A 19816-nucleotide genomic window follows, 5' to 3' on the forward strand; every position below is an offset into this window, starting at 1 on the left:
CTCTGCATCCCTCGGCTCGGCTTCCGGCTCCCTAAGCACCTGCGCCGTCATCCTTGTTCAAGAGCTTCGCGAGGAGGTCGATCTGCTCCTGCTGCTTGCCCAGCAGCACGATGATGTGCTCGTCCCGCAGCCGGTCCAGCTTCTCGTGCAGCCCCATGATCTCGATCTCCGCCTTCAGGTTGACCTCGTAGTCGCGGGCGGCGTTCTCGCGATCCTTAATCGCCTGGCGGTTCTGGCTCATCATGATCACCGGCGCCTGAAGCGCCGCGAGCATCGACAGCATGAGGTTGAGGAAGATGAACGGGTATGGGTCGAACGGCCGGGACAGCAGCCAGACATTGGCCCCGACCCACAGGGTGAGAAACACCCCAAAGCTGATGATGAAGGTCCAGGAGCCACCGAACGACGCCACATGATCGGCGAGGTTCTCTCCGAACGTCTTCTCCTCGTCGCGGAGCGCCGGATGCCGGATCAGGACGCTGCGATGCTTGGCGTGCTTCAGCACGCGCGCCTCGGCTTCGGTCAGCGTCTCGGCGCTCTTCCCGAACCAGCGCTCTGCCGCGTGGTCGAGCTCGGCGTGCCGGTCGTTCGACATAGGGCCCGCCCTGTTCCGCTCAGGACGCCGGCGGCGGCGCCAGCAGCGCGCGGGTGGCGGAGGCGACATCCGCCTGCCGCATCAGGCTTTCGCCGACCAGCAGCGTCCGGCAGCCGACGGCGGCGAGCCGCGCCACGTCCGCCGGCGTGAAGATGCCGCTCTCGCCGACGAGGATGCGCCCGGCGGGAACCAGAGGGGCGAGCCTCTCCGTCGTCTCGAGCGTCACCTCGAAGGTTCTGAGGTTCCGGTTGTTAACGCCGAGCAGGGGCGCGGCGAGCGGCAGCGCGCGGTCGAGCTCTGCGGCGTCGTGCACCTCGATCAGGGCGTCCATGCCGAAATCTGCGGCCGCCGCGACGAGGTCACGCGCCTCGGCGTCGGTGACCGCGGCCATGATCACCAGGATGCAGTCGGCGCCGAGCGCCCGCGCCTCGGCGACCTGATAGGGCTCGTAGAGGAAGTCCTTGCGGATCACCGGCAGGGAAACCGCCTCGCGGGCGCTCACCAGAAACTCCGGCGCGCCCTGGAAGGACGGCCCATCCGTCAGCACGGACAGGCAGGTCGCGCCGCCCTCCGCATAGGCGCGGGCGAGCGCGGGCGGGTCGAAGTCGGCGCGGATCAGGCCCCGGGACGGGCTTGCCTTCTTGATCTCTGCGATCAGCGCCGTGCCGCCCGCGTCGATCCTGCGGCGGATGGCGTCGGCGAAGCCCCGCGGCGGCGAGGCCACGTCGGCGGCGCGGCGGACCTCCACGAAGGGGCGGACGCTCTTGGCTTCGGCGATTTCGCGCCGCTTATACGCGCCGATGCGGTCGAGGATGTCGCTCACGCGGCGAGCTCCGCATTCGAGACCTGGACGAGCGCCTCGAGCCGGGCGAGCGCTGCGCCGGAATCGAGCGCGGCGACGGCGAGCGCTGCGCCTTCGCCAAGAGTCGCCGCGCGGCCGGCGACGACCAGCGCGGCGGCCGCGTTGAGGATCGCGACGTCACGATAGGCGCCGGGCCGGCCTTCCAGCACCTGCCGCATGGCGCGCGCGTTGCTCTCGGCGTCGCCGCCTGCGAGCGCCCCGACCGGATGCGGCGCGAAGCCGGCGTCCTCGGGCGAGACCTCAAAGGTCGTCACGGCGCCGTTCTCGAGCGAGGCCACGAAGGTCGGCCCGGACGTGGTGATCTCGTCGAGCCCGTCGGAGCCGTGCACCACCCAGGCGCGCTCCGAGCCGAGCTGCGCCAGCGCCTCGGCGATCGGCACGACCCATCTGCGCGCGAACACGCCGACCATCTGCCGCCTCACGCCAGCCGGGTTCGAGAGCGGTCCCAGCAGGTTGAAGATCGTCCGCACGCCGAGCTCGGTGCGAGCGGGACCGACATGCCGCATGGCGGAATGGTGGTTCGGCGCGAACATGAAGCCGATCCCGGCCTCGGCGATGCAGGCGGAGATCCGGTTCGCGTCGATGTCGACCGAAACGCCCAGCGCGCGCAGCACGTCGGCGGAGCCGGACCTCGATGAGAGGGCGCGATTGCCATGCTTGGCGACGGGCACGCCGCAGCCGGCCACCACGAAGGCGGCGCAGGTTGAGACGTTGACGGAGCCGGAGCCATCGCCGCCGGTGCCGACCACGTCCACCGCGTCCGCGGGCGCGGCCACCGGCGTCATGCGGGCGCGCATCGCGGCGACCGCGCCGGCGATCTCGTCGACGGTTTCGCCGCGCACCCGCAGCGCCATCAGGAAGCCGCCCAGCTGCGCCGACGTGGCCTCGCCCGCCATCAGCTGGCCGAACGCGGCTTCGGCCTCCATGCGGTCGAGCGGACGTCCGTCGGCTACCCGGGCGAGCACCGCCTTGAATCCGTTCATGGCCGGCGTCTCAGAAGGCGCGCGCAGCCGCGAGGCGCCGACGCGCGGCGTTCCACTCGGCGGCGTCGGCGAGGAAATTCCCGAAGATCGACGCCCCATGCTCCGAGGCGATGCTCTCGGGATGAAATTGCACGCCATGGATCGGGAACGCGCGATGCGAGAGGCCCATGATCAGCCCGTCCTCTGTTTCGGCCGTGACCTCGAGGACGTCGGGCAGCCCGTCACGCTGGACCACAAGGGAGTGATACCGCGTGGCCTGGATCGGACCGTTGAGGCCGCGGAAGACGCCGCGCCCTCCATGGTTGACCTGCGCCAGCTTGCCGTGAACGGGGCTTGGGGCGCGTATGACAGCGCCGCCGAAGACTTCGCCGATCGCCTGGTGGCCGAGGCAGACGCCGAAGACCGGCACGTGACCGGCGGAGCGCGCGATCAGCTCGCAGGAGATGCCCGCCTCGTGCGGCGTGCAGGGGCCCGGCGAGATCACGATCGCATCGGGGCCTTCCGCCAGAACCTCTTCGACGGTGACCTTGTCGTTGCGCGCGACCTTCACCTCGGCCCCGAGCGCGCCAAGCGCGTGGACCACGTTCCAGGTGAAGCTGTCGTAATTGTCGATCAGGGTGACGGCGGTCATCGCGGCGGCTCTCTCAAGGCGCGCACTCAATGCGCAGCGGCGCCTCGCGTCAAGGGCGGCAGCGCCGCTGTCATTGCTGTGGCGCGCGTTCGACCGGCGGCCCGTCGAGCGGCCGTCGCTCGATCTGCCCGCGGTCGAGCGGCGGTTGCTTCAGGATGATCACGTCGTCCGGCGGCGCGGACGGGGAGGGCGCGGCCCCGCCGGTCGGCCGGTCGTCGTCCCTCGCCTGTGGCGTGTCGGAGCCCTGCGCGGGGCGGGGAGACGGGCTCTGCGGTTTTGGGGCGGCGCGCAGCGCAGCCTCTCCCTGCGGACGCGACAGCTCCTGCGCCTTCTGCTCGTCGACGACGATGTCGCCCTTCTTGACGGTCTTATCCTCGACGCCTTGCAGAGCCTGCGCCCAGCTCATGCCTTCCGGCTTGCAGGAGCAGCCCGACACGAACTCCTTGCGGTAGCGGAACGCGTTCTGGAGCTTGGCGTAGGGCTCGCCCTCGACGCCTGTCGCCTGCTCCATCTGGCCGCCCGGGTTGGGATAGGCGAAGAGCTTCGCCTCCGCGCCCGGACAGGTGGCCTGACAGATCGCCTCGTCGCGTTCGAAAGCGTTGCGGGTGGTCTGATACGAGATCGGGAAGAAGAAGCCGTCGCAGGTCCGCACGCAGACCGTTCGGAAGGTCGAGACGCGCGGCGTCGCCTCCGGCGACATCTCCGGCTCGATCACAGTCTCGCCCTGAGACGAGTCTTCGGAGCCGGAACCGCCGAACAGGAAGTCGAAGAAGCCGCGCTTCTGCTGCGGACCCTGCACGCGCCGCTCGACCAGACGGTATTGCGGCCCGCACTGATTGCGGGCCAGCGCGATCAGCAGGTCGCGCCGGCGCGGATCGCCGCCGCCGCCCTGCGCGGCCTGGGCGGTCTGCGCGTTCAGCCGATCGAGATTCGCCTGCATCTGGCGAATCCGCTCGTTGAGGGGGCCGCATTCCGCAGGCGGATCGGGCGAGAAGAAGAAACGCCGCCCACAGCCGAGACCCTTGGCGTAGGCGGTCGTGCGGTCCAGCTCGGCCTGCTGGCGGGCGGCCGACTGCTGCAGCTGGCGCGGGTCGGCCTGGCGCGGGCGTCCGAGCGAGGCGAGCTGCGCCTCGAGCCGAAGGCAGGTCTCCGAGCCCTCCTGCGCCTGAGCGTCGCTGGCCGTGACGGCGAGCAGAAATGCCGCGACCGCGGCGAGAAACGACCTCATGCCAGTCCTTAACGCGAGTCGGCGCCGCCTTGCCCCCGGCTTGTTTAGCCGCTGGGACCCGATCCGCACAGAGGCCGAGCAATGAGTTTGAAGTGAGGAGCCGGCGTGGGGCCCCGGCTGCGGCCAGGGCGCCGCGCCGGCGTCGTGTCAGTCGACGGCGTCCGCCGGCGTCGGGGCGTTGCTGCGCGTGATCGTGACGCGGGGATCGGGCGCGCCGCCAAACCGGCGGTAGACATAGTCCGTCTGGTCCACCGCGGCGTCCTTGATCGCCAGCGCCACGATCTTCGCGTGGAACGGCGACAGCGAACAGGCGGGATCGGCCTGCTCCGGATCGCCGGTGATCGCGAGCGCCTGACAGCGACAGCCGCCGAAGTCGATCTCCTTGCGCGGACAGCCCTTGCAGGGCTCCTTCATCCAGCTGGTGCCGCGATAGGCCTCGAAGGCCGAGGAGTTGGCCCAGATGTCCGGCAGGCTGCGTTCGGTGACGTAGTCGAACTTGAGGTGCTTGATGGTCTCCGCCGCGTGGCAAGGCAGGACCTTGCCGGAGGGGGTGACGTTGAGCGACTGGCGTCCCCAGCCGCCGACGCAGGGCTTCGGACGGCGCGCGTAATAGTCCGGCACGACGGCGTCGATCACGAGCCTGCCCTTGAGCTCGTCGCGCAGCCGCTCGACCGTCTCAGCCGCGCGCATGACCTGCTCGCGGGTCGGCATCAGCATCCGGCGGTTCTCGAGAGCCCAGCCGTAGTACTGGGAATGCGCGATCTCGACCCGGCGGGCGCCGAAATCCAGCGCCATGTTCACCAGCGGCTCGATGTTCTCGATGTTGGCGCGGTGGATCACGGCGTTGATGGTGAGCGGCAGCCCGAGCTCCAGAACCCAGCCGGCGAAGATCCGCTTCTTCTCATGCGCGCCCTTCAGGCCCGCGATCCGGTCGGCCGTTTCCGGCAGCGCGTCCTGGATCGACAGCTGGACGTGGTCGAGACCGACGTTGGCGAGCTCCTCGAGCTTCTCGCGGGTGACGCCGATGCCCGAGGTGATGAGGTTGGTGTAGAGCCCGATCTTCACGGCGTGCGCCGTGAGTTCGACGATGTCCTTGCGCGCAGTCGGCTCGCCGCCCGAAAGGTGGAGGTGCAGCACGCCCATCTGGGCGGCTTCGGAAAACACCCGCTTCCAGGTCTCGGTGTCGAGTTCGCCGGAGCGCTTGTCGAGCTCCACCGGGTTCGAGCAGTAGGGGCACGACAGCGGGCAACGATGGGTCAGCTCAGCCAGCATGCCGAGCGGCGCCGGCGGCGGCACGCGGGCCGCTTCCGCCGGATTTGGAATCGTCATGTCGTTCATGGCTTCGGCCTCCTCAGCCGAGGTCCAGCACGCGCTTGTTGGCGAGGTCCGTGAGCATCGCCTTGACGTCCGTCTCGATCGTCTCGCGCGGCGCGGCATAGGCCGTCGCCAGGTCGTCGACGATCGCCGAGACCGTCCTTACCCCGTCGCAGCGTTCGAGCACCGCAACCGCGATGGCGTCGGGATGCAGCACGCGCTCCGGCGCGAGCAGCAGCCACTGGTTCCGAACCTCATCCTTCCGCAGACGCACGCCTCGCGGAAGTTTTGGCGTGGCGTCGGACGAAACCTCGGTCATTCCGCCGCCTGCCGATCAGCTTGGCCCGCCGGCTGGAAAGCGTCGGGCCAAGGCTTGGCGTACAGATAGGCATGCTCGAGCGCGTCCAACATGGTCCACAGCATCGAACATTTGAATTCGAGCGCGCCGATCACCGCCTGCTGCTGCTCCGGCGTCCGCGCGTGGCTCTTGCAGTAGTCGAGCGCAAAATCGCTGTCGCGCTTCGCCTGCACCGGCCGCGCCGTGAAATAGGCGAGCGTCTCCTTGGTAACGTAGTCGTAATTCGCCAGCATTCCGGAAACGCGGGTCGCGATCACCATCGGCGAGAACAGCTCGGTGAGCGAGGAGGCGATCGCCTCCAGCAGCGAACGGTCGCGCACAAAGCTCAGATAGGCGTTCACCGCGAACTTGGTGGCCGGCAAGGCGAGCTTGCCGCTCATGACCGTCTGGCGGTCGAGCCCGAGATCGTCGGTCAGCTTCAACCATTTGGCGATGCCGCCTTCGCCCTCGCGCTCACCGTCATGATCGATGATGCGCTGGCGCCATTCGCGGCGAAGTTGGGCGTCCTCCATCCGGGACAGGATGATGGCGTCCTTCTGGGGGATACAGGCCTGGTAGAGGTAGCGGTTGAGCGCCCAGGCCTCGACCTCGCCGCGCGAGCACGCGCCGGACTGCAGCCGCAACTGGAACGGGTGAAGGTGATGGTAACGGGTCGCGCCGACCTCGCGGAGGCGCTCCTCAAGCTGGCTCGCGGTGAGCAGGTCCGTCATCGCAATCCTCCGCAGTCTACGCCGCGGTTGACCCGCGATCCTGTCGCTCGACCGGCCGGACGGCCTCTCCGACCGTCACCTCAAGCCCGTCTTCCGACACTTCCCAGCCACGAGCCTCGACCTCCCGGCGCTCGGGCGAGCCGGCGATCAGGATCGGGTTCGTGTTGTTGATGTGAATGTAGATCTTGCGACCCACCTTCACGCCGTCGAAAGCCGTCATCGAGCCGCCGTCGCCGGACAGCGGCACGTGGCCCATGCGCCGGCCGGTCTTCTCGCCGACGCCGGCTCTTCGCATCTCGTCGTCCTCGAACACGGTGCCGTCGAACAGCAGAACGTCTGCGCCGTCGACCCGTTGCAGCACGTCTTCGTTCACGACCGCGCAACCGGGTATGTAGACCAGACGACGGCCATCCTTGCGGATGTCGACGCCGACCGTGTCGCCGGACGTGTCGCCGATCTTCAGATCCTCGGTCTCAAGGTAGAGCGGCACCTTACCCGGCACCCCGAAGAACTCGATCGTGGCTTCGTCGATCGCGAACGGCTTGTCGAGCTGGACGGTCCGCCGCCCGACGACGTCCTTCGCCAGCACGCCGAAAATCGGGTTGGCGTCCAGCACAGCGGAGATCTGCGACGTCGCGTAAACCGTCAGCGGCGACCTCTCACGCAGAGTGATCAGCCCGTCGACATGATCGACGTCGCCATTGGTGAGAACTACCGAGCGGATCGGCGTCTCCCGCAGCCCGGTCGGCTGCAGCTTCGGCGTCGCGAGAATTTGGGCCCGCAGGTCGGGCGAGGCGTTGAACAGCGTCCAGGTCCCGCGCCCGGTCTCGATCGCGATCGAGGACTGCGTGCGGCGCTTGACGCGCGGGTCGCCGTCCCACGCCAGAGCGCACACCGGACAGCGGCAATTCCACTGGGGAAAGCCGCCGCCGGCGGCTGATCCGAGCACGATCATCCGAAGAGACATGGCGTAAGCCGATCCTTCCTCAGATCGTCCCGAATACAGTCACGGCTTCAGCTCAGAGCTCAGCCGGGCTGTACGACGTGACTTCGAGACCGACGGGGGTCTCTTCGACGATCGGAGCGGTCCAAATGGCCATGATAGCCTCCTAAGGTTCCCTAAGACTTCGCACCTTCAAGAAGCGGAGCCGCTTCTCTTGGCGCGCCAGGGAAGATAGCTTTGCGCCCGCGGCGGCGCCAGCGCATCGCGCCTTAAATCTTGGTAATCCAAGCCAGAATTCCTCAAGATATTCTTAGGATTACCGCAGGACAATGGGCGCTAGGAGACGGCGCCTCGGCCACATCATCGCCCAATTCCGACCGCGCCGGCGTGACGATTTCGTTCGCTGCGGCCGAGGCTTGACGGCGCCTGCCCGCGTGATCATTGTCCCGGCCATGAACGCCGCCCGACGCGCCGACGCCATCAACCGGATCGTCATCATCTGCGGATAGCTGAGGCTGGCCGCGGCGGTTTTTTCTTGATCTTTTGAGAGAAGAACGACACCCCGGCCCACGAGGAGGACGGGGCGTGACCGCGCTCAAGCTCTACAATTCCCTGACGCGCGCGAAAGACGCCTTCGCGCCGATCGATCCGCAGGACGTGCGGATGTATGTGTGCGGCCCGACCGTCTATGACCGGGCGCATATCGGCAACGCGCGCCCCGTCATCGTCTTCGACCTGCTGTACCGTCTGCTGCGCCACGTCTACGGCGCCGAGCGCGTCACCTATGTGCGCAACATCACGGACGTCGACGACAAGATCAACGCCCGGGCGGCGGAGCGCGGCGTCTCCATCCACGAGCTGACCGCCGAGACGGCCCGCGGCTTCCACGCCGACGTCGCCGAGCTCGGCTGCCTGCCGCCGACCGAGGAGCCGCGGGCCACGGAATATATCTGCCGTGGCGAGGGCGAGCTCGACATGGTCAAGCTGGTCGAGCGGCTGATTGCGCGCGGCCATGCCTATGAGGCGGACGGCCATGTGCTGTTCGACGTCGCCTCGATGCCGGCCTACGGCCGCCTGGCGCGGCGCTCGCTCGACGAGATGGAGGCCGGCGCCCGCGTCGAGGTCGCGTCCTACAAGAAGGGCCCGATGGACTTCGTGCTGTGGAAGCCCTCGAAGGAGGGGGAACCGGCATGGCCGAGCCCGTGGGGCATGGGGCGCCCGGGCTGGCACCTGGAATGCTCCGCGATGTCGGCCGCCCTGCTTGGCGAGGTGTTCGATATCCATGGCGGCGGCATCGACCTGATCTTCCCGCACCATGAGAATGAGATCGCGCAGTCGACCTGCTGCTTCGGCCACGACCGCATGGCCAATTTCTGGATGCACAACGGCTTCCTGCAGGTCGAGGGCGAGAAGATGTCGAAGTCGCTCGGCAACTTCGTCACCATCCGCGAGGTCTTGGCGGACTGGCCCGGCGACGTCGCCAGGCTTGCGATGCTGACCGCGCATTACCGCCAGCCGATCAACTGGACGCTGAAGGGGCTGCAGGAGGCGGAGCGGACGCTCGGCCAGTGGTTCGAAGCGGCGGCGACCGACGCCGATCCGCGGCCCGCGCCGGGGGTTGTCGAGGCGCTCGCCGACGATCTCAACACGCCGAAAATGATCGCCGAGATGCACCGGCTGCGCTCCGAGGGCGGCCGCAAGGCGCTCGCCGGGACGCTCGGCTTCCTCGGTTTCCGGCAGGACGTCTATGAGGACTGGCAGGCGTCCCGCGTTCCGGAGCCAAGCCTTCCGCGTGAGGAGATCGAGCGTCTGGTCGACGCCCGCATCGCGGCCCGCAAGGAGCGCAACTTCGCCGAGGCCGACCGCATCCGCGATGAGCTCCTCGCGAAAGGCGTCGTGTTGAAGGACGGCGCGTCGGGCACAAGCTGGGAAATCGCCAGATGAGCCGCGACCGCGTCTACCTGTTCGACACCACGCTGCGTGACGGCGCCCAGACGGCGGGCGTCGATTTCACGCTCCAGGACAAGATCCTGGTGGCGCGGCTGCTGGACGGGTTGGGCGTGGACTACGTCGAAGGCGGTTTTCCGGGCGCGAACCCGACGGACACCGAGTTCTTCTCGGCGCCGCGCACCACGCGCGCGATCTTCACCGCCTTCGGCATGACCAAGCGCGCCGGACGTTCGGCCTCGAACGACCCCGGTCTTCAGGGGGTGCTGCAGGCGAGGGCTCAGGCCTGCTGCTTCGTCGCGAAAAGCTGGGACTTCCACGTCGCCGAGGCCTTGGGCATCTCGCTTGACGAGAACCTTCGGCAGATCCGCGAGACCGTCGAGGCCTCCGTCGCCGCCGGCCGCGAGACGATGATCGACTGCGAGCATTTCTTCGACGGCTTCAAGGCCAATCCATCCTATGCGCTGGCGTGCCTCGAGGCGGCGATCGCCGCCGGCGCCCGTTGGGCGGTGATGTGCGACACCAATGGCGGGACCACTGCGGACGAAGTGGCGGCCATCGTCGCGCAGGCGGCCCGGATGGTTCCTGGAGAGAAGCTCGGCATCCACGCCCATGACGATATGGGCCTCGGCGTCGCCAATTCGCTCGCGGCCGTGCGGGCCGGCGCGCGGCAGATCCAGGGCACGCTGAACGGGCTCGGCGAGCGCTGCGGCAACGCGAACCTGACGACGCTGATCCCGACCCTGAAGCTCAAGCCGGAATTCTCCGAGCTGTTCGAGATCGGCGTCGGCGACGACGCGCTGGCCTCGCTGTCGCAGCTGTCGCGCTCCTTCGACGAGCTGCTGAACCGGCCATCGAACCGCTACGCGCCCTATGTCGGCGCCAACGCGTTCGCCACCAAGGCCGGCATTCACGCCTCCGCGATCCTGAAGAATCCGCGCACCTATGAGCACGTGCCGCCGGAGAGCGTCGGAAACCACCGCCGCCTGCTGGTCTCCGACCAAGGCGGCAAGTCGAACCTGCTCGCAGAGCTCGCGCGCGTCGGCGTCGAGGCGGACCGCGCAGATCCACGCGTCGATGCGCTGCTTGCGCTCGTCAAGGAGCGCGAGGCGCAGGGCTACGCCTATGAGGGCGCGGACGCCTCCTTCGCGCTGCTCGCCCGCCGCGCGCTCGGCCGGGTGCCGGACTACTTCTCCGTCGAGAGCTTCCGCGTCATGGTCGAGCGTCGGCACAACGCGGTCGGCGAACTCGTCACGGTCTCGGAGGCGGTGGTGAAGGTCATCGTCGACGGAGAGCCGCTGATCACGGCGGCCGAGGGCATCGGGCCGGTGAACGCGCTCGACGTCGCGCTCCGCAAGGACCTCGGCCGCTATCAGCCGCTCATCGCCGACCTGAAGCTCACCGACTACAAGGTCCGGATCCTGAACGGCGGCACCGAGGCCGTGACCCGCGTGCTGATCGAGTCGACCGACGGCAATGGCGAGAGCTGGACGACCGTGGGCGTCTCGCCGAACATCATCGACGCCTCCTTCGAGGCGCTGGTCGACAGCGTGACGTACAAGCTGCTCAAGGCGGACGCGCCCGCAGGCGCCGCCTCACTCGCCGAAGCTTGCGGCGCGTAGCGACTCCGAGGCGAACTGGCGACGGTACAGCACGAGCCAGACCGCGAGACTCGAGACGATCAGCACGGCAGGGCTGAGAAACCAGCCCAGATAGGCCAGCACGAAGAACAGCGCGCGCAGGCCGCGGTTGAAGTGCCGGCCGGCCTCGATGTTCATGCGCGCGGCGCGCTCGACTGCGATCTCCATCTCGCGCGTGCCGCACTGATCCGGCGGCGGCGCCGCGACGATCAGGATCGAGCAGTAGTTGAACAGCCGGTAAGCCCAGACAAACTTGAAGAAGATGTAGACGAACATCGCCGAGAAGCCGACGACCTTGACGTCATATAGCTGCGGGGTCGTGGTGACGCCGAAGGGCAGGGCGGCGAACACCTCGATCGCCTGATTGCTCGCCTGCAGGGCCGCAAGGCCGCCGCCAATTGCGATCAGCGAAGTCGAGGCGAAGAAGGCGGAGCCGTTCTGCAGACCCTGCATGGTGATCGAGTCCGGCATCCGGGCCTCGCGTGCGCCCATCCTGCCCATCCACTCGCGGCGCCGGCGCGCCATCACGGTGCTGAGGCCGCCCGAGGAGAACTCGGAGATCAGGTGATGGGCGAACCAGACGCCGAAGAAGACGCAGAGCGCCGCAAGGTCCAGAATCGTGAACGGGGTCACGGCCGCGCCCCTGCGGGTCGGACCGGGCCGCTCACAGCAGCCCCAGCGTGCGCAACTCTGTGACGAGGTGAGGCGGCAGGCCGGGCGCGCGCCGCTCGTCCTCGGCGAGATCGGCCGGCGCGTCGGCGTCGGGAAGATAGCGCCAGCCCTGGAACGGCCGGCGCGGCGCAGGCCGCACGGCCGTCAGCTCCGGCCGCAGCACGAGTTCGCAACGTTCCACGCCGTCCGCCCCCGTGACGGATCTGAGATCGATCAGCGGCTGACGGACCAGGATGACGCCCTTGATCACCCAGTAGAGCGAGCCGCCGTCGAGCAGCTCCGCCGCGCGCTTGGGGGCCATCCGGGTGACGTGGATCTGCTCCTCGGGGGCGCCGCGACGCCGGCGCTCCGACATGCGCTCGTCGATCCAGCTGCGGAGGTCCTCCGGCGAATCGCATCCCACGCAGAGCTTTTGCAGATGAAGCGGCATTGCCCGTTCGCCGGCGCGTCCTCTCGGCAGGCTAATACCCGAGTCCCGGAGCCTCCTGCCACCCCGCGACCGTCATCTTGTTCCTCAGGCTTGCGCACGGCATCAGAGTGACGCCTGGAAGCACCGGCACGCGCCGACGGTTCGCCTTGGAGAGCGCGTCGATCGTTTCGCGACAGGCGATGATCTGCAGTCCGCGCGCGCCCCGCGTGGCCTCGACGAACTGCATCTGCACCGTCGATGTTCCGGGTATCGCGACGATCACGCCGGAATTTGCGAGGATCACCCTGAACTGCCGGCCGCGGCCGCCCTTTACGAAATCAGCGCCGGCCCGCACCGCGCGCAGAAAGGCGGACGGATCGTGGCGGTCGACGCCGACGAACTGCCTGTCGCCGGGCGCGGCTGTGGCGGGAGCGGCGAGCGCCATGCCCGCCAGGCAGAAAACGGCGACAGCCCGCCTCAGCGTGACGATCGGAACCTCCCGCGACACGGTGCTCTCACTCGTCGTTGGAGAGCAGGCCCTTGAACATGTGTTCGATGAAGTTCTGCTCCTGACCGGCGGTCGGCGTGACCTGGTTCCTGAAGTCGAACACGCGGCCGTCCTTCATGCCGTAATCGGCGATCTTCTCGACCTTGCGGTTCTGGTCGAAGAAGATCGCGAGCACGCGCTGATCTGTGATGCTCGGGTTCATGAAGGCGACCGGCCGGTGCGTCTTCTGGGAGATGTAGTAGAAGACCTGACCCTTCAGGGTCGCGGTCGTCGAGGGCGTTCCGAGCACGACCAGGACCTGTTCCTGGCTGGAGCCCACGGCAACCTGCTGCAGCGCGGTCTCGGAGAAGACATAGCCCTTGGACTGGTCTTCGGCGCAGCCGGCGGCCCCGAGGGCCAGAGCGGAGGCCACGATCAGACCGGCCGCCCGGACCAGCGCCGGCGAACTCTTGATGCTCATGCCTGAAGCTTCCTCCCGAAACGCGACCCAACAGGGCGCCCGGACGCGGCGCCGGCGCAGCACGCGCCTCTGCCCCCGAGGCTTGCCGCTCCGCCGCTCTTGGCGTACCTCGCGGGAGGCCCCAGTTCAACAGCGGAGGCGCGCGGCCGGCGCCTTCACCTCGGGCGTGGCGGCGATGATTTTCGGGCTTCTCAGGAGACGCGCCGCCGCCGAGCCGACGGCGGCCGAGCGGATTTACGCAGACCTGGTGTCCGCCGCCCGCCGGCCCGCGCTTTATCGGGAGTTGTCTGTTCCGGACACGCTGCCGGCGCGCTTCGAGCTCATCGTGCTGCACGTCGCGCTCTATCTCCGCGGCCTGCGCCGCGGCGGCCCGGACGCCGCCGCGAGAGCCCAGGAGGTGATCGAAGAGATGTTCCGCAGTCTCGACGCCAGCCTGCGGGAGATGGGGGTGGGCGACCTGTCGGTGCCGAAGAAGATGAAGCCGATCATCCGCGCCTTCTACGATGGGGCGGCGCAATATGACGCCGCGCTTGACCGGCGGGACGGACCGGCGCTCGCAGCGGCGCTCACAAGGATCGTTTATCGCGACGCTCCCGCCGCAGCGGACGCTCCTGCGAACCTCGCGGCCTATGTTCTCGGTGCGGCTGACGCCGTGCAGTCCCAGTCGGTTGAAAGCCTGGTCGCCATCGGACCTGCCTTCCCGGCCATTCAGGAGGTCGCGCCGTGAGCGACGCCCCGCTCTCCCACCCCGTTCAGGCGGCCTCGGTTCCGTCAGAGGGGCTCGACGTCGAGATCGTCGCCTCGCCGCGCGAGCGCGAGGCGGTCGCGGCGCTGAACGACGTGATCTCCGTCGAATCCCTCGTGGCGCGCTTCCATGTCCGCCCCTTCGGCGCGGAGGGCCTCGAGGTGCGTGGCGTCGTGGACGCGCGGACGACGCGGACCTGCGTCCTCACGCTCGAGCCCTTCGAGGAGCCCGTGCACGAAGATGTGTCGGTCAGGTTCTCGCCGCGGGCGCCGCTCGGGGGCGGCGAACAGGATGTCGACGAGGACGCGCCGGACCCGCTGGTTGGCGGCGCCGTGGATCTTGGAGCCATCGCGTCTGAGTTCTTCACGCTCGGGCTTGACCCCTATCCACGCAAGCCCGGCGCCGCGTTCGAGCCCAAGGCGGCGCCCGGCGAGGCCGAATCGCCGTTCGCGGTGCTGCGCCGGCTGGCGCGCGACGGTTCCGGCGAAGGCTGAGCCCCGGCCCGTAAGGGTTGCCACCTGAGCGGCAGACGCTATGGTCCGCGCGCGTCCGAACCGCGCATGTCGCCGGTCCATCTCGGCGCCCCAATCGCGTAGAGCACGGTCTCCGGCTTCAAAGACGAATGACAGACAAGGTTTGCATCGCACTCGACGCCATGGGCGGCGATCACGGCCCCGAGGTGGTCGTGCCGGGGGCCGCCGTGGCGCTCACCCGCAAGCCTGACACGCGCTTTCTGTTCGTCGGCGACGAGGCCCGGATTCGCCCGCTGCTCGACGCTCAGCCGAAGCTCGCCGCCGTCTCCGAGATCCAGCACACCGATGTGGCGGTGCGGATGGAGGACAAGCCGAGCGTCGCGCTGCGTCAGGGTCGTCGCAGGTCGTCCATGTGGCTCGCGCTCGAGGCTGTGAAGACCCGGCGCGCGCACGTCGCAGTGTCTGCGGGCAACACCGGCGCGCTGATGGCGATGTCGCGTTTCTGCCTGCGCATGCTGCCCGACATCGATCGCCCGGCGATCGCCGCGATCTGGCCGACGCTGCGCGGAGAAAGCATCGTGCTCGACGTCGGCGCCACGATCGGCGCGGACGCCAAGCAACTGGTCGACTTCGCCGTCATGGGCTCGGCGATGGCCCGCATCCTGTTCGACATCGAGCGTCCGACCGTCGGCCTCCTGAATGTCGGGGTCGAGGAGATCAAGGGCGTCGAGCAGGTCAAGGAGGCCGCGCGGCTGCTGAAGGAGCAGGCCTTCCCGGGCATGGACTTCCGCGGCTTCGTAGAGGGCGACGACATCGGCAAGGGTTCGGTGGACGTCGTCGTCACCGAGGGCTTCTCGGGCAACATCGCGCTGAAGACCGCGGAAGGCACCGCGCGCCAGATCGGCGAATATCTGCGCTCCGCGCTCGGCCGAACCTTTCTGTCGAAGATCGGTTATCTCCTGGCGAAGCACGCCTTCGACACTCTCAAGGACAAGATGGATCCCCGAAAGGTGAATGGCGGCGTGTTTCTCGGGCTCGACGGAGTGGTCATCAAGAGCCATGGCGGAACCGATGCGGAAGGCTTCGCGTCGGCCGTGGAGCTCGGCTACGACATGGCCCGTTACGACCTGACGGCCAAGATCTTGCAGGGCCATGTTCACGAACGCGCCGCGAGGGCTGCGGGCGACGGGAACGCCGAGCCGGTCCTGGCCGAGGCCGCCTCGTGACCCGCATCCGTTCCGTCGTGAAGGGCTGCGGATCGTATCTGCCGGCCGAAGTCCTCACCAATGACGACCTCGCCAAGACGGTCGACACGTCGGACGAGTGGATCGTCCAGCGAACCGGCATCCGAAGCCGCCACATCGCGGCCGCGGGCGAGATGACCTCGGACCTTGCGACCGCGGCCGCCAAGGCTGCGCTTGCCGACGCGGGACTCGAAGCGTCCGACATCGACTTCATCGTGCTCGGAACCTCGACGCCCGACAACACGTTCCCGGCGACGGCGACCTCCGTGCAGGCGGCGCTTGGGATCACGCATGGCTTCGCCTTCGACGTTCAGGCGGTCTGCTCGGGCTTCGTCTATTCGCTCGCGATCGCCGACAAGTTTCTGATCTCCGGCCAGCATCGCCGCGCGCTGGTGATCGGCGCCGAGACGTTCTCGCGCATCCTGGATTGGACCGACCGCACCACCTGCGTGCTGTTCGGCGACGGCGCCGGGGCGGTCGTCTTGGAGGCCGTGGAGCAGCCCGGCACGTCCCAGGACCGCGGCGTCCTCACCACGCATCTGCGGTCCGATGGCCGACACAAGGCCAAGCTGTTCGTCGACGGCGGGCCGTCCTCGACCGGCACCACCGGCCATGTCCGGATGGAGGGACGCGAGGTGTTCCGGCACGCGGTCGGCATGATCACCGACGTGATCCGCGACGCCTTCGAGGCGACAGGCGAGAGCGCCGAGACGATCGACTGGTTTGTGCCCCATCAGGCCAACCGGCGGATCATCGACGCGAGCGCCCAGAAGCTCGCGATTGCGCCCGAGAAGGTGGTGGTGACCGTGGACCACCACGGCAACACTTCGGCCGCCTCCATTCCGCTGGCTCTTGCGGAGGCGCGGGCGGACGGGCGGATCGCGGAAGGCGACCTTGTCCTGCTTGAAGCCATGGGCGGGGGATTCACCTGGGGTTCGGCGCTGCTGCGCTGGTAGGTGAATATCCCTGACGCCGTCGGCGATTAGGAGCGTTGACCGCCGCTGGCGGGACACATAGCCTTCCGGAGGTCGAAAGACGCGGCGTCAGATCGCGCGGGCGACTTCAAGGGCAGGGGGAACGGGGGATGACGGGGCGCACCGTTACACGCGCGGATCTGTGCGAGGCGGTCTACCAGAAGGTCGGCCTGTCACGCACCGAGTCCGCCTCGCTGGTAGAAATGGTTCTTGCCGAGATCGGCGACTGCCTGGAGCGCGGAGAGACGGTGAAGCTCTCCTCGTTCGGCTCCTTCGTCGTGCGTGACAAGGGGCAGCGGGTCGGACGCAATCCGAAAAGCGGGCAGGAGGTTCCGATTCCGCCACGGCGCGTCATGGTGTTCAAGCCTTCGAATATCCTGAAGAGCCGGATCAACCACGTCGAAGAACCCCCGGCGAAGAGGAACGGCTCGACTTGACGTTTGATCCCGGCGACGCTGCACGCGAGGGGGGCAAGGACCCCGGCGCGTTCCGCACCATCAGCGAGGTGGCGGAGGAGCTCGGCCTGCCGCAGCACGTGCTGCGCTTCTGGGAGACGCGTTTTCCGCAGATCAAGCCGATCAAGCGCGGCGGCGGCCGTCGCTACTATCGTCCGAACGACGTCGATCTTCTGCGCGGCATCAAGCAACTGCTTTACGGGGAAGGCTACACGATCCGCGGCGTGCAGCGGATTCTGCGCGAACAGGGCGGCCGGAAGACCGCCATTCTGGCCGCCTCAGGCGAGGTTCCAGAGACCGCCGGGCCGGAAGAGGCGGCGCCGCCATATGGGCTCGCCGGCGGAGCGGCCGGGCCTGAGGTGTGGGCGCCTCGCGGCCGAAGAGAGGCGCCGGCGCCCCAAAAGCCTGATCTGATCCCGGCGGAGCCGACGTATGTCGAGGATGCGGAGGAGGATGAAGGCCCTTCCGTGACGGCTGCGTCTCCGGAACCGGACGCCCCACAGGCCGCCGCGCGGCTCACCGCGGAGCAGACAGCGCGGCTGTCGACCGCGTTGCAGGAGCTGATCGCATGCCGCCGTCTGCTGGACCAGCGGCTGTGACGCCGCAACGAATGGAGGGCTACGCCTTCCCGCCGGCAGGGTAACCGGCTATGAAGGTATCCGAGTGTTACGCGGGGACGGCTCTTTTGAATGTAGTGCGTAAGGGCCGCGGAAGCGCGCCGGGCCTGGCGATCGCGGTCGCCTGTCTCGCCTTCGCCGGCGGCGGCTCTTCCCTTGCGCAGCCCGCCCCGTCGGGCCCTCCGCCGGCCGCGGCGGCCGCGATTCCGGGCATCACTTACGACACGAGTTTCGCGGTCGACGGCGGCGACGCCGAAGTCGAGAAGATCGCGCGCGAGACCTCATCGCTCCAGACGCTCCAGAAGGATGCGCCGCCCGGGCCTCCTGGCCTCGTCGGACGCGCCAAGGCGGATATCGAACGCATCGCCGCCGCCCTGATGGCGACCGGCCGTTATGCGGCGACCGTCGACGTGACCGTGGCGGGCGTCTCCGTCACCTCCGAGCGCGCGGCCGACGCCGCGCAGCGGGCGCGAAAGCCTGTTCCGGTGGTGATCCGGGTGCATCCCGGGCCGGTGTTCACGCTTGGGCGGGTACGGATCGTGAGTCTCGACGGCGGCGCCGGCAAGGCGGCCTCGCTCGATCCCGCGAAGATCGGCCTCGCTCCGGGCCAGCCGGCGCCCTCGACGGCGATTTTCTCCGCCGAGTCCAGGATCGTCGATCAGCTGCGCGACGACGGCTATCCCTTCGCAGCCGTCAAGGGTCGTGACGCGGTCGCGGACCATTCGCGCAACCAGCTCGACGTCACGATCAAAGTCGCGGCGGGGCCGCGGGCGCCCTTCGGCAACGTCACGGTGACGGGCACGCGGGAGGTCGATCCGTCGGTGGTGCTGGGCCGCGTGCCGTTCCGGGCCGGCGAACGCTACAGCCCGAAGAAGGTCGCCGAGCTGCGCACCGAGCTCGCCAAGCTCGACGTGTTCTCCTCGATCCGCATCCGCGAGGCGACCGCGCCGGACGCGCAAGGCCGGGTGCCGGTCGCCATCGAGGTCGAGGAAAAAAAGTTCCGCTACGTCGGCGCGGGCGCGAAATACGACACGATCGACGGCGCCAGCGTCAACGCCTTCTGGGGGCACCGGAACCTGTTCGGAGGCGCGGAGAAGCTGCGGATCGACGCGGGCGCTTCACGGCTGATCACCAACAAGCCGCGCGACTACGAGTACACGCTGAAGGCGCATTTCGAGAAGCCCGGCATCTGGACCGGCTTCGACGATCTGCTCGTCGATCTCGAGGCGCTGCGCGAGCGGCCCGATGCCTATGACCGCGACGGCGTCCGCGGCGCGGCAGCGATCAGGCGGCGGCTGACGAGCGAACTCTCCATCCAGGCTGGCCTGGAGGTCGAGGCTTCGACCATTCGGGACACCTTCGGCGAGAAGAACTACCTGCTCGCCGGGATCCCGCTGCTCGCGACTTTCGACAGCACAGACAGCCCGCTCGACCCCTCCAAGGGAATTCGCGCAACGCTGAGCGCAGCGCCGTATTACAATTTCCAGGGCGACACCAAGAGCCTCAACATCTTCAAGGGGCAAGTGTCGAGCTATCTCAGCTTCGACGAGGCTCACCGCTTCATCCTGGCGGGGAAGATCGGCGTCGGATCCATCGTCGGTCCCAAGGATCTCGCGGACGTGCCGGCCAACCGGCGCTTCTTCGCGGGCGGCGGCGGCTCGATCCGCGGTTTCGCCTATCAGAGCGCGAGCCCTTACTGCACGCCGATCAATCCGCGGCCGAAACACGCGCTGAAATGCGACGATGACACGCCGATCGGCGGACGCAGCCTGCTGGAGGCCTCGATCGAGGCCCGGATCAAGGTGACGGACACGATCGGGATCGTGCCCTTCGTCGACGCCGGGGCGGCCTTCGACAAGACCTATCCGGACTTCAGCGAGAACATTCGCGTCGGCGCCGGCATCGGTCTGCGATACTATACGGCGATCGGCCCGATCCGCGTCGACGTCGCGACCCCCGTGATGGGCCGCAGCAAGAACGACTCGCGCGTCGCGCTCTACATCGGCATCGGGCAGGCGTTCTGATGGCCGTCGACGCGACGATCCTTT

At 68.4% G+C, this 19816-nt stretch carries 23 protein-coding genes; 9 read left to right on the forward strand and 14 right to left on the reverse strand.

What is annotated here, in order from left to right; genetic code table 11:
* Positions 1-31: 31 nt before the first annotated feature.
* The 10 genes from VM780_RS01685 to pqqA all read right to left on the reverse strand — a co-directional run bounded on the left by VM780_RS01685 (position 32) and on the right by pqqA (position 7781).
* Positions 32-595: a DUF1003 domain-containing protein gene (locus tag VM780_RS01685; RefSeq protein WP_325444460.1), complete on the reverse strand. Its 564-nt coding sequence runs from the start codon at positions 593-595 to the stop codon at positions 32-34.
* Between the two features lie 19 nt (positions 596-614).
* On the reverse strand, positions 615-1418 hold the full coding sequence (trpC, locus tag VM780_RS01690; RefSeq protein ID WP_325444462.1) for an indole-3-glycerol phosphate synthase TrpC: 804 nt from the start codon (positions 1416-1418) through the stop codon (positions 615-617).
* Positions 1415-2440, reverse strand: coding sequence for an anthranilate phosphoribosyltransferase (gene trpD / locus VM780_RS01695; RefSeq protein ID WP_325444464.1), 1026 nt, complete (start codon positions 2438-2440; stop codon positions 1415-1417). The genes trpC and trpD overlap by 4 nt, the downstream gene beginning before the upstream one ends.
* A 10-nt stretch (positions 2441-2450) precedes the next feature.
* On the reverse strand, positions 2451-3071 hold the full coding sequence (locus VM780_RS01700; protein WP_325444466.1) for an aminodeoxychorismate/anthranilate synthase component II: 621 nt from the start codon (positions 3069-3071) through the stop codon (positions 2451-2453).
* A gap of 70 nt (positions 3072-3141) precedes the next feature.
* The gene (locus tag VM780_RS01705) at positions 3142-4299 is read right to left on the reverse strand and encodes a DUF2865 domain-containing protein (protein ID WP_325444468.1); all 1158 of its coding nucleotides are present in this window, start codon (positions 4297-4299) and stop codon (positions 3142-3144) included.
* A 147-nt stretch (positions 4300-4446) separates the two neighbouring features.
* Entirely contained in the window at positions 4447-5637 is a 1191-nt protein-coding gene (gene pqqE / locus VM780_RS01710) for a pyrroloquinoline quinone biosynthesis protein PqqE (protein ID WP_325444470.1), read from the reverse strand.
* A gap of 13 nt (positions 5638-5650) precedes the next feature.
* Positions 5651-5932 carry a pyrroloquinoline quinone biosynthesis peptide chaperone PqqD gene (gene pqqD, locus VM780_RS01715; protein ID WP_325444473.1) on the reverse strand — a complete coding sequence of 94 codons (282 nt, stop codon included), beginning with the start codon at positions 5930-5932 and terminating at the stop codon, positions 5651-5653.
* On the reverse strand, positions 5929-6681 hold the full coding sequence (gene pqqC / locus VM780_RS01720; protein WP_325444475.1) for a pyrroloquinoline-quinone synthase PqqC: 753 nt from the start codon (positions 6679-6681) through the stop codon (positions 5929-5931). The genes pqqD and pqqC overlap by 4 nt, the downstream gene beginning before the upstream one ends.
* A gap of 16 nt (positions 6682-6697) precedes the next feature.
* The gene (gene pqqB, locus VM780_RS01725; protein ID WP_325444477.1) at positions 6698-7648 is read right to left on the reverse strand and encodes a pyrroloquinoline quinone biosynthesis protein PqqB; all 951 of its coding nucleotides are present in this window, start codon (positions 7646-7648) and stop codon (positions 6698-6700) included.
* Positions 7649-7700: 52 nt separating this feature from the next.
* Positions 7701-7781: a pyrroloquinoline quinone precursor peptide PqqA gene (gene pqqA, locus VM780_RS17570; RefSeq protein WP_128776471.1), complete on the reverse strand. Its 81-nt coding sequence runs from the start codon at positions 7779-7781 to the stop codon at positions 7701-7703.
* A gap of 428 nt (positions 7782-8209) precedes the next feature.
* Here pqqA and cysS point away from each other — a divergent pair, with 428 nt between their 5' ends.
* Entirely contained in the window at positions 8210-9568 is a 1359-nt protein-coding gene (gene cysS / locus VM780_RS01730) for a cysteine--tRNA ligase (protein ID WP_325444479.1), read from the forward strand.
* Positions 9565-11193: a citramalate synthase gene (gene cimA, locus VM780_RS01735; RefSeq protein WP_325444481.1), complete on the forward strand. Its 1629-nt coding sequence runs from the start codon at positions 9565-9567 to the stop codon at positions 11191-11193. The genes cysS and cimA overlap by 4 nt, the downstream gene beginning before the upstream one ends.
* Here the strand turns inward: cimA and VM780_RS01740 are convergent.
* From VM780_RS01740 to VM780_RS01755, 4 genes are read right to left on the reverse strand one after another with little or no spacing between them, the layout of a single operon-like run.
* Positions 11167-11844 (reverse strand): DUF599 domain-containing protein, encoded by a 678-nt coding sequence (locus VM780_RS01740; RefSeq protein WP_325444484.1) that lies wholly within the window; start codon positions 11842-11844, stop codon positions 11167-11169. The two genes, cimA and VM780_RS01740, sit on opposite strands and share 27 nt — an antisense overlap.
* 31 nt (positions 11845-11875) lie before the next feature.
* Entirely contained in the window at positions 11876-12313 is a 438-nt protein-coding gene (locus VM780_RS01745; protein ID WP_325444486.1) for a DUF1489 domain-containing protein, read from the reverse strand.
* Positions 12314-12344: 31 nt separating this feature from the next.
* Positions 12345-12800, reverse strand: a complete 456-nt coding sequence (locus tag VM780_RS01750) for a hypothetical protein (protein ID WP_325444488.1) — start codon at positions 12798-12800, stop codon at positions 12345-12347.
* Between the two features lie 7 nt (positions 12801-12807).
* Positions 12808-13260, reverse strand: coding sequence for an outer membrane protein assembly factor BamE (locus tag VM780_RS01755; protein ID WP_325444490.1), 453 nt, complete (start codon positions 13258-13260; stop codon positions 12808-12810).
* Positions 13261-13435: 175 nt separating this feature from the next.
* Between VM780_RS01755 and VM780_RS01760 the strand changes: the two genes are divergently transcribed.
* The 7 genes from VM780_RS01760 to VM780_RS01790 all read left to right on the forward strand — a co-directional run bounded on the left by VM780_RS01760 (position 13436) and on the right by VM780_RS01790 (position 19792).
* Positions 13436-13987: a ubiquinol-cytochrome C chaperone family protein gene (locus VM780_RS01760; RefSeq protein ID WP_325444797.1), complete on the forward strand. Its 552-nt coding sequence runs from the start codon at positions 13436-13438 to the stop codon at positions 13985-13987.
* The gene (locus VM780_RS01765) at positions 13984-14499 is read left to right on the forward strand and encodes a DUF177 domain-containing protein (protein WP_325444492.1); all 516 of its coding nucleotides are present in this window, start codon (positions 13984-13986) and stop codon (positions 14497-14499) included. Before VM780_RS01760 ends, VM780_RS01765 begins: the two co-directional genes overlap by 4 nt.
* A gap of 128 nt (positions 14500-14627) precedes the next feature.
* Positions 14628-15704 (forward strand): phosphate acyltransferase PlsX, encoded by a 1077-nt coding sequence (plsX, locus tag VM780_RS01770; protein WP_325444493.1) that lies wholly within the window; start codon positions 14628-14630, stop codon positions 15702-15704.
* Positions 15701-16678, forward strand: coding sequence for a beta-ketoacyl-ACP synthase III (locus VM780_RS01775; protein ID WP_325444495.1), 978 nt, complete (start codon positions 15701-15703; stop codon positions 16676-16678). Before plsX ends, VM780_RS01775 begins: the two co-directional genes overlap by 4 nt.
* Positions 16679-16806: 128 nt before the next feature.
* Entirely contained in the window at positions 16807-17133 is a 327-nt protein-coding gene (locus tag VM780_RS01780; RefSeq protein ID WP_325444498.1) for an integration host factor subunit alpha, read from the forward strand.
* Positions 17130-17750 carry a MerR family transcriptional regulator gene (locus VM780_RS01785; protein ID WP_325444500.1) on the forward strand — a complete coding sequence of 207 codons (621 nt, stop codon included), beginning with the start codon at positions 17130-17132 and terminating at the stop codon, positions 17748-17750. Before VM780_RS01780 ends, VM780_RS01785 begins: the two co-directional genes overlap by 4 nt.
* Before the next feature lie 95 nt (positions 17751-17845).
* Positions 17846-19792, forward strand: a complete 1947-nt coding sequence (locus VM780_RS01790; RefSeq protein WP_325444502.1) for an autotransporter assembly complex family protein — start codon at positions 17846-17848, stop codon at positions 19790-19792.
* Positions 19793-19816: the final 24 nt, after the last annotated feature.

The sequence above is a fragment of the Hansschlegelia sp. genome (assembly GCF_035538955.1).
Classification (GTDB): Bacteria; Pseudomonadota; Alphaproteobacteria; order Rhizobiales; family Methylopilaceae; genus Methylopila.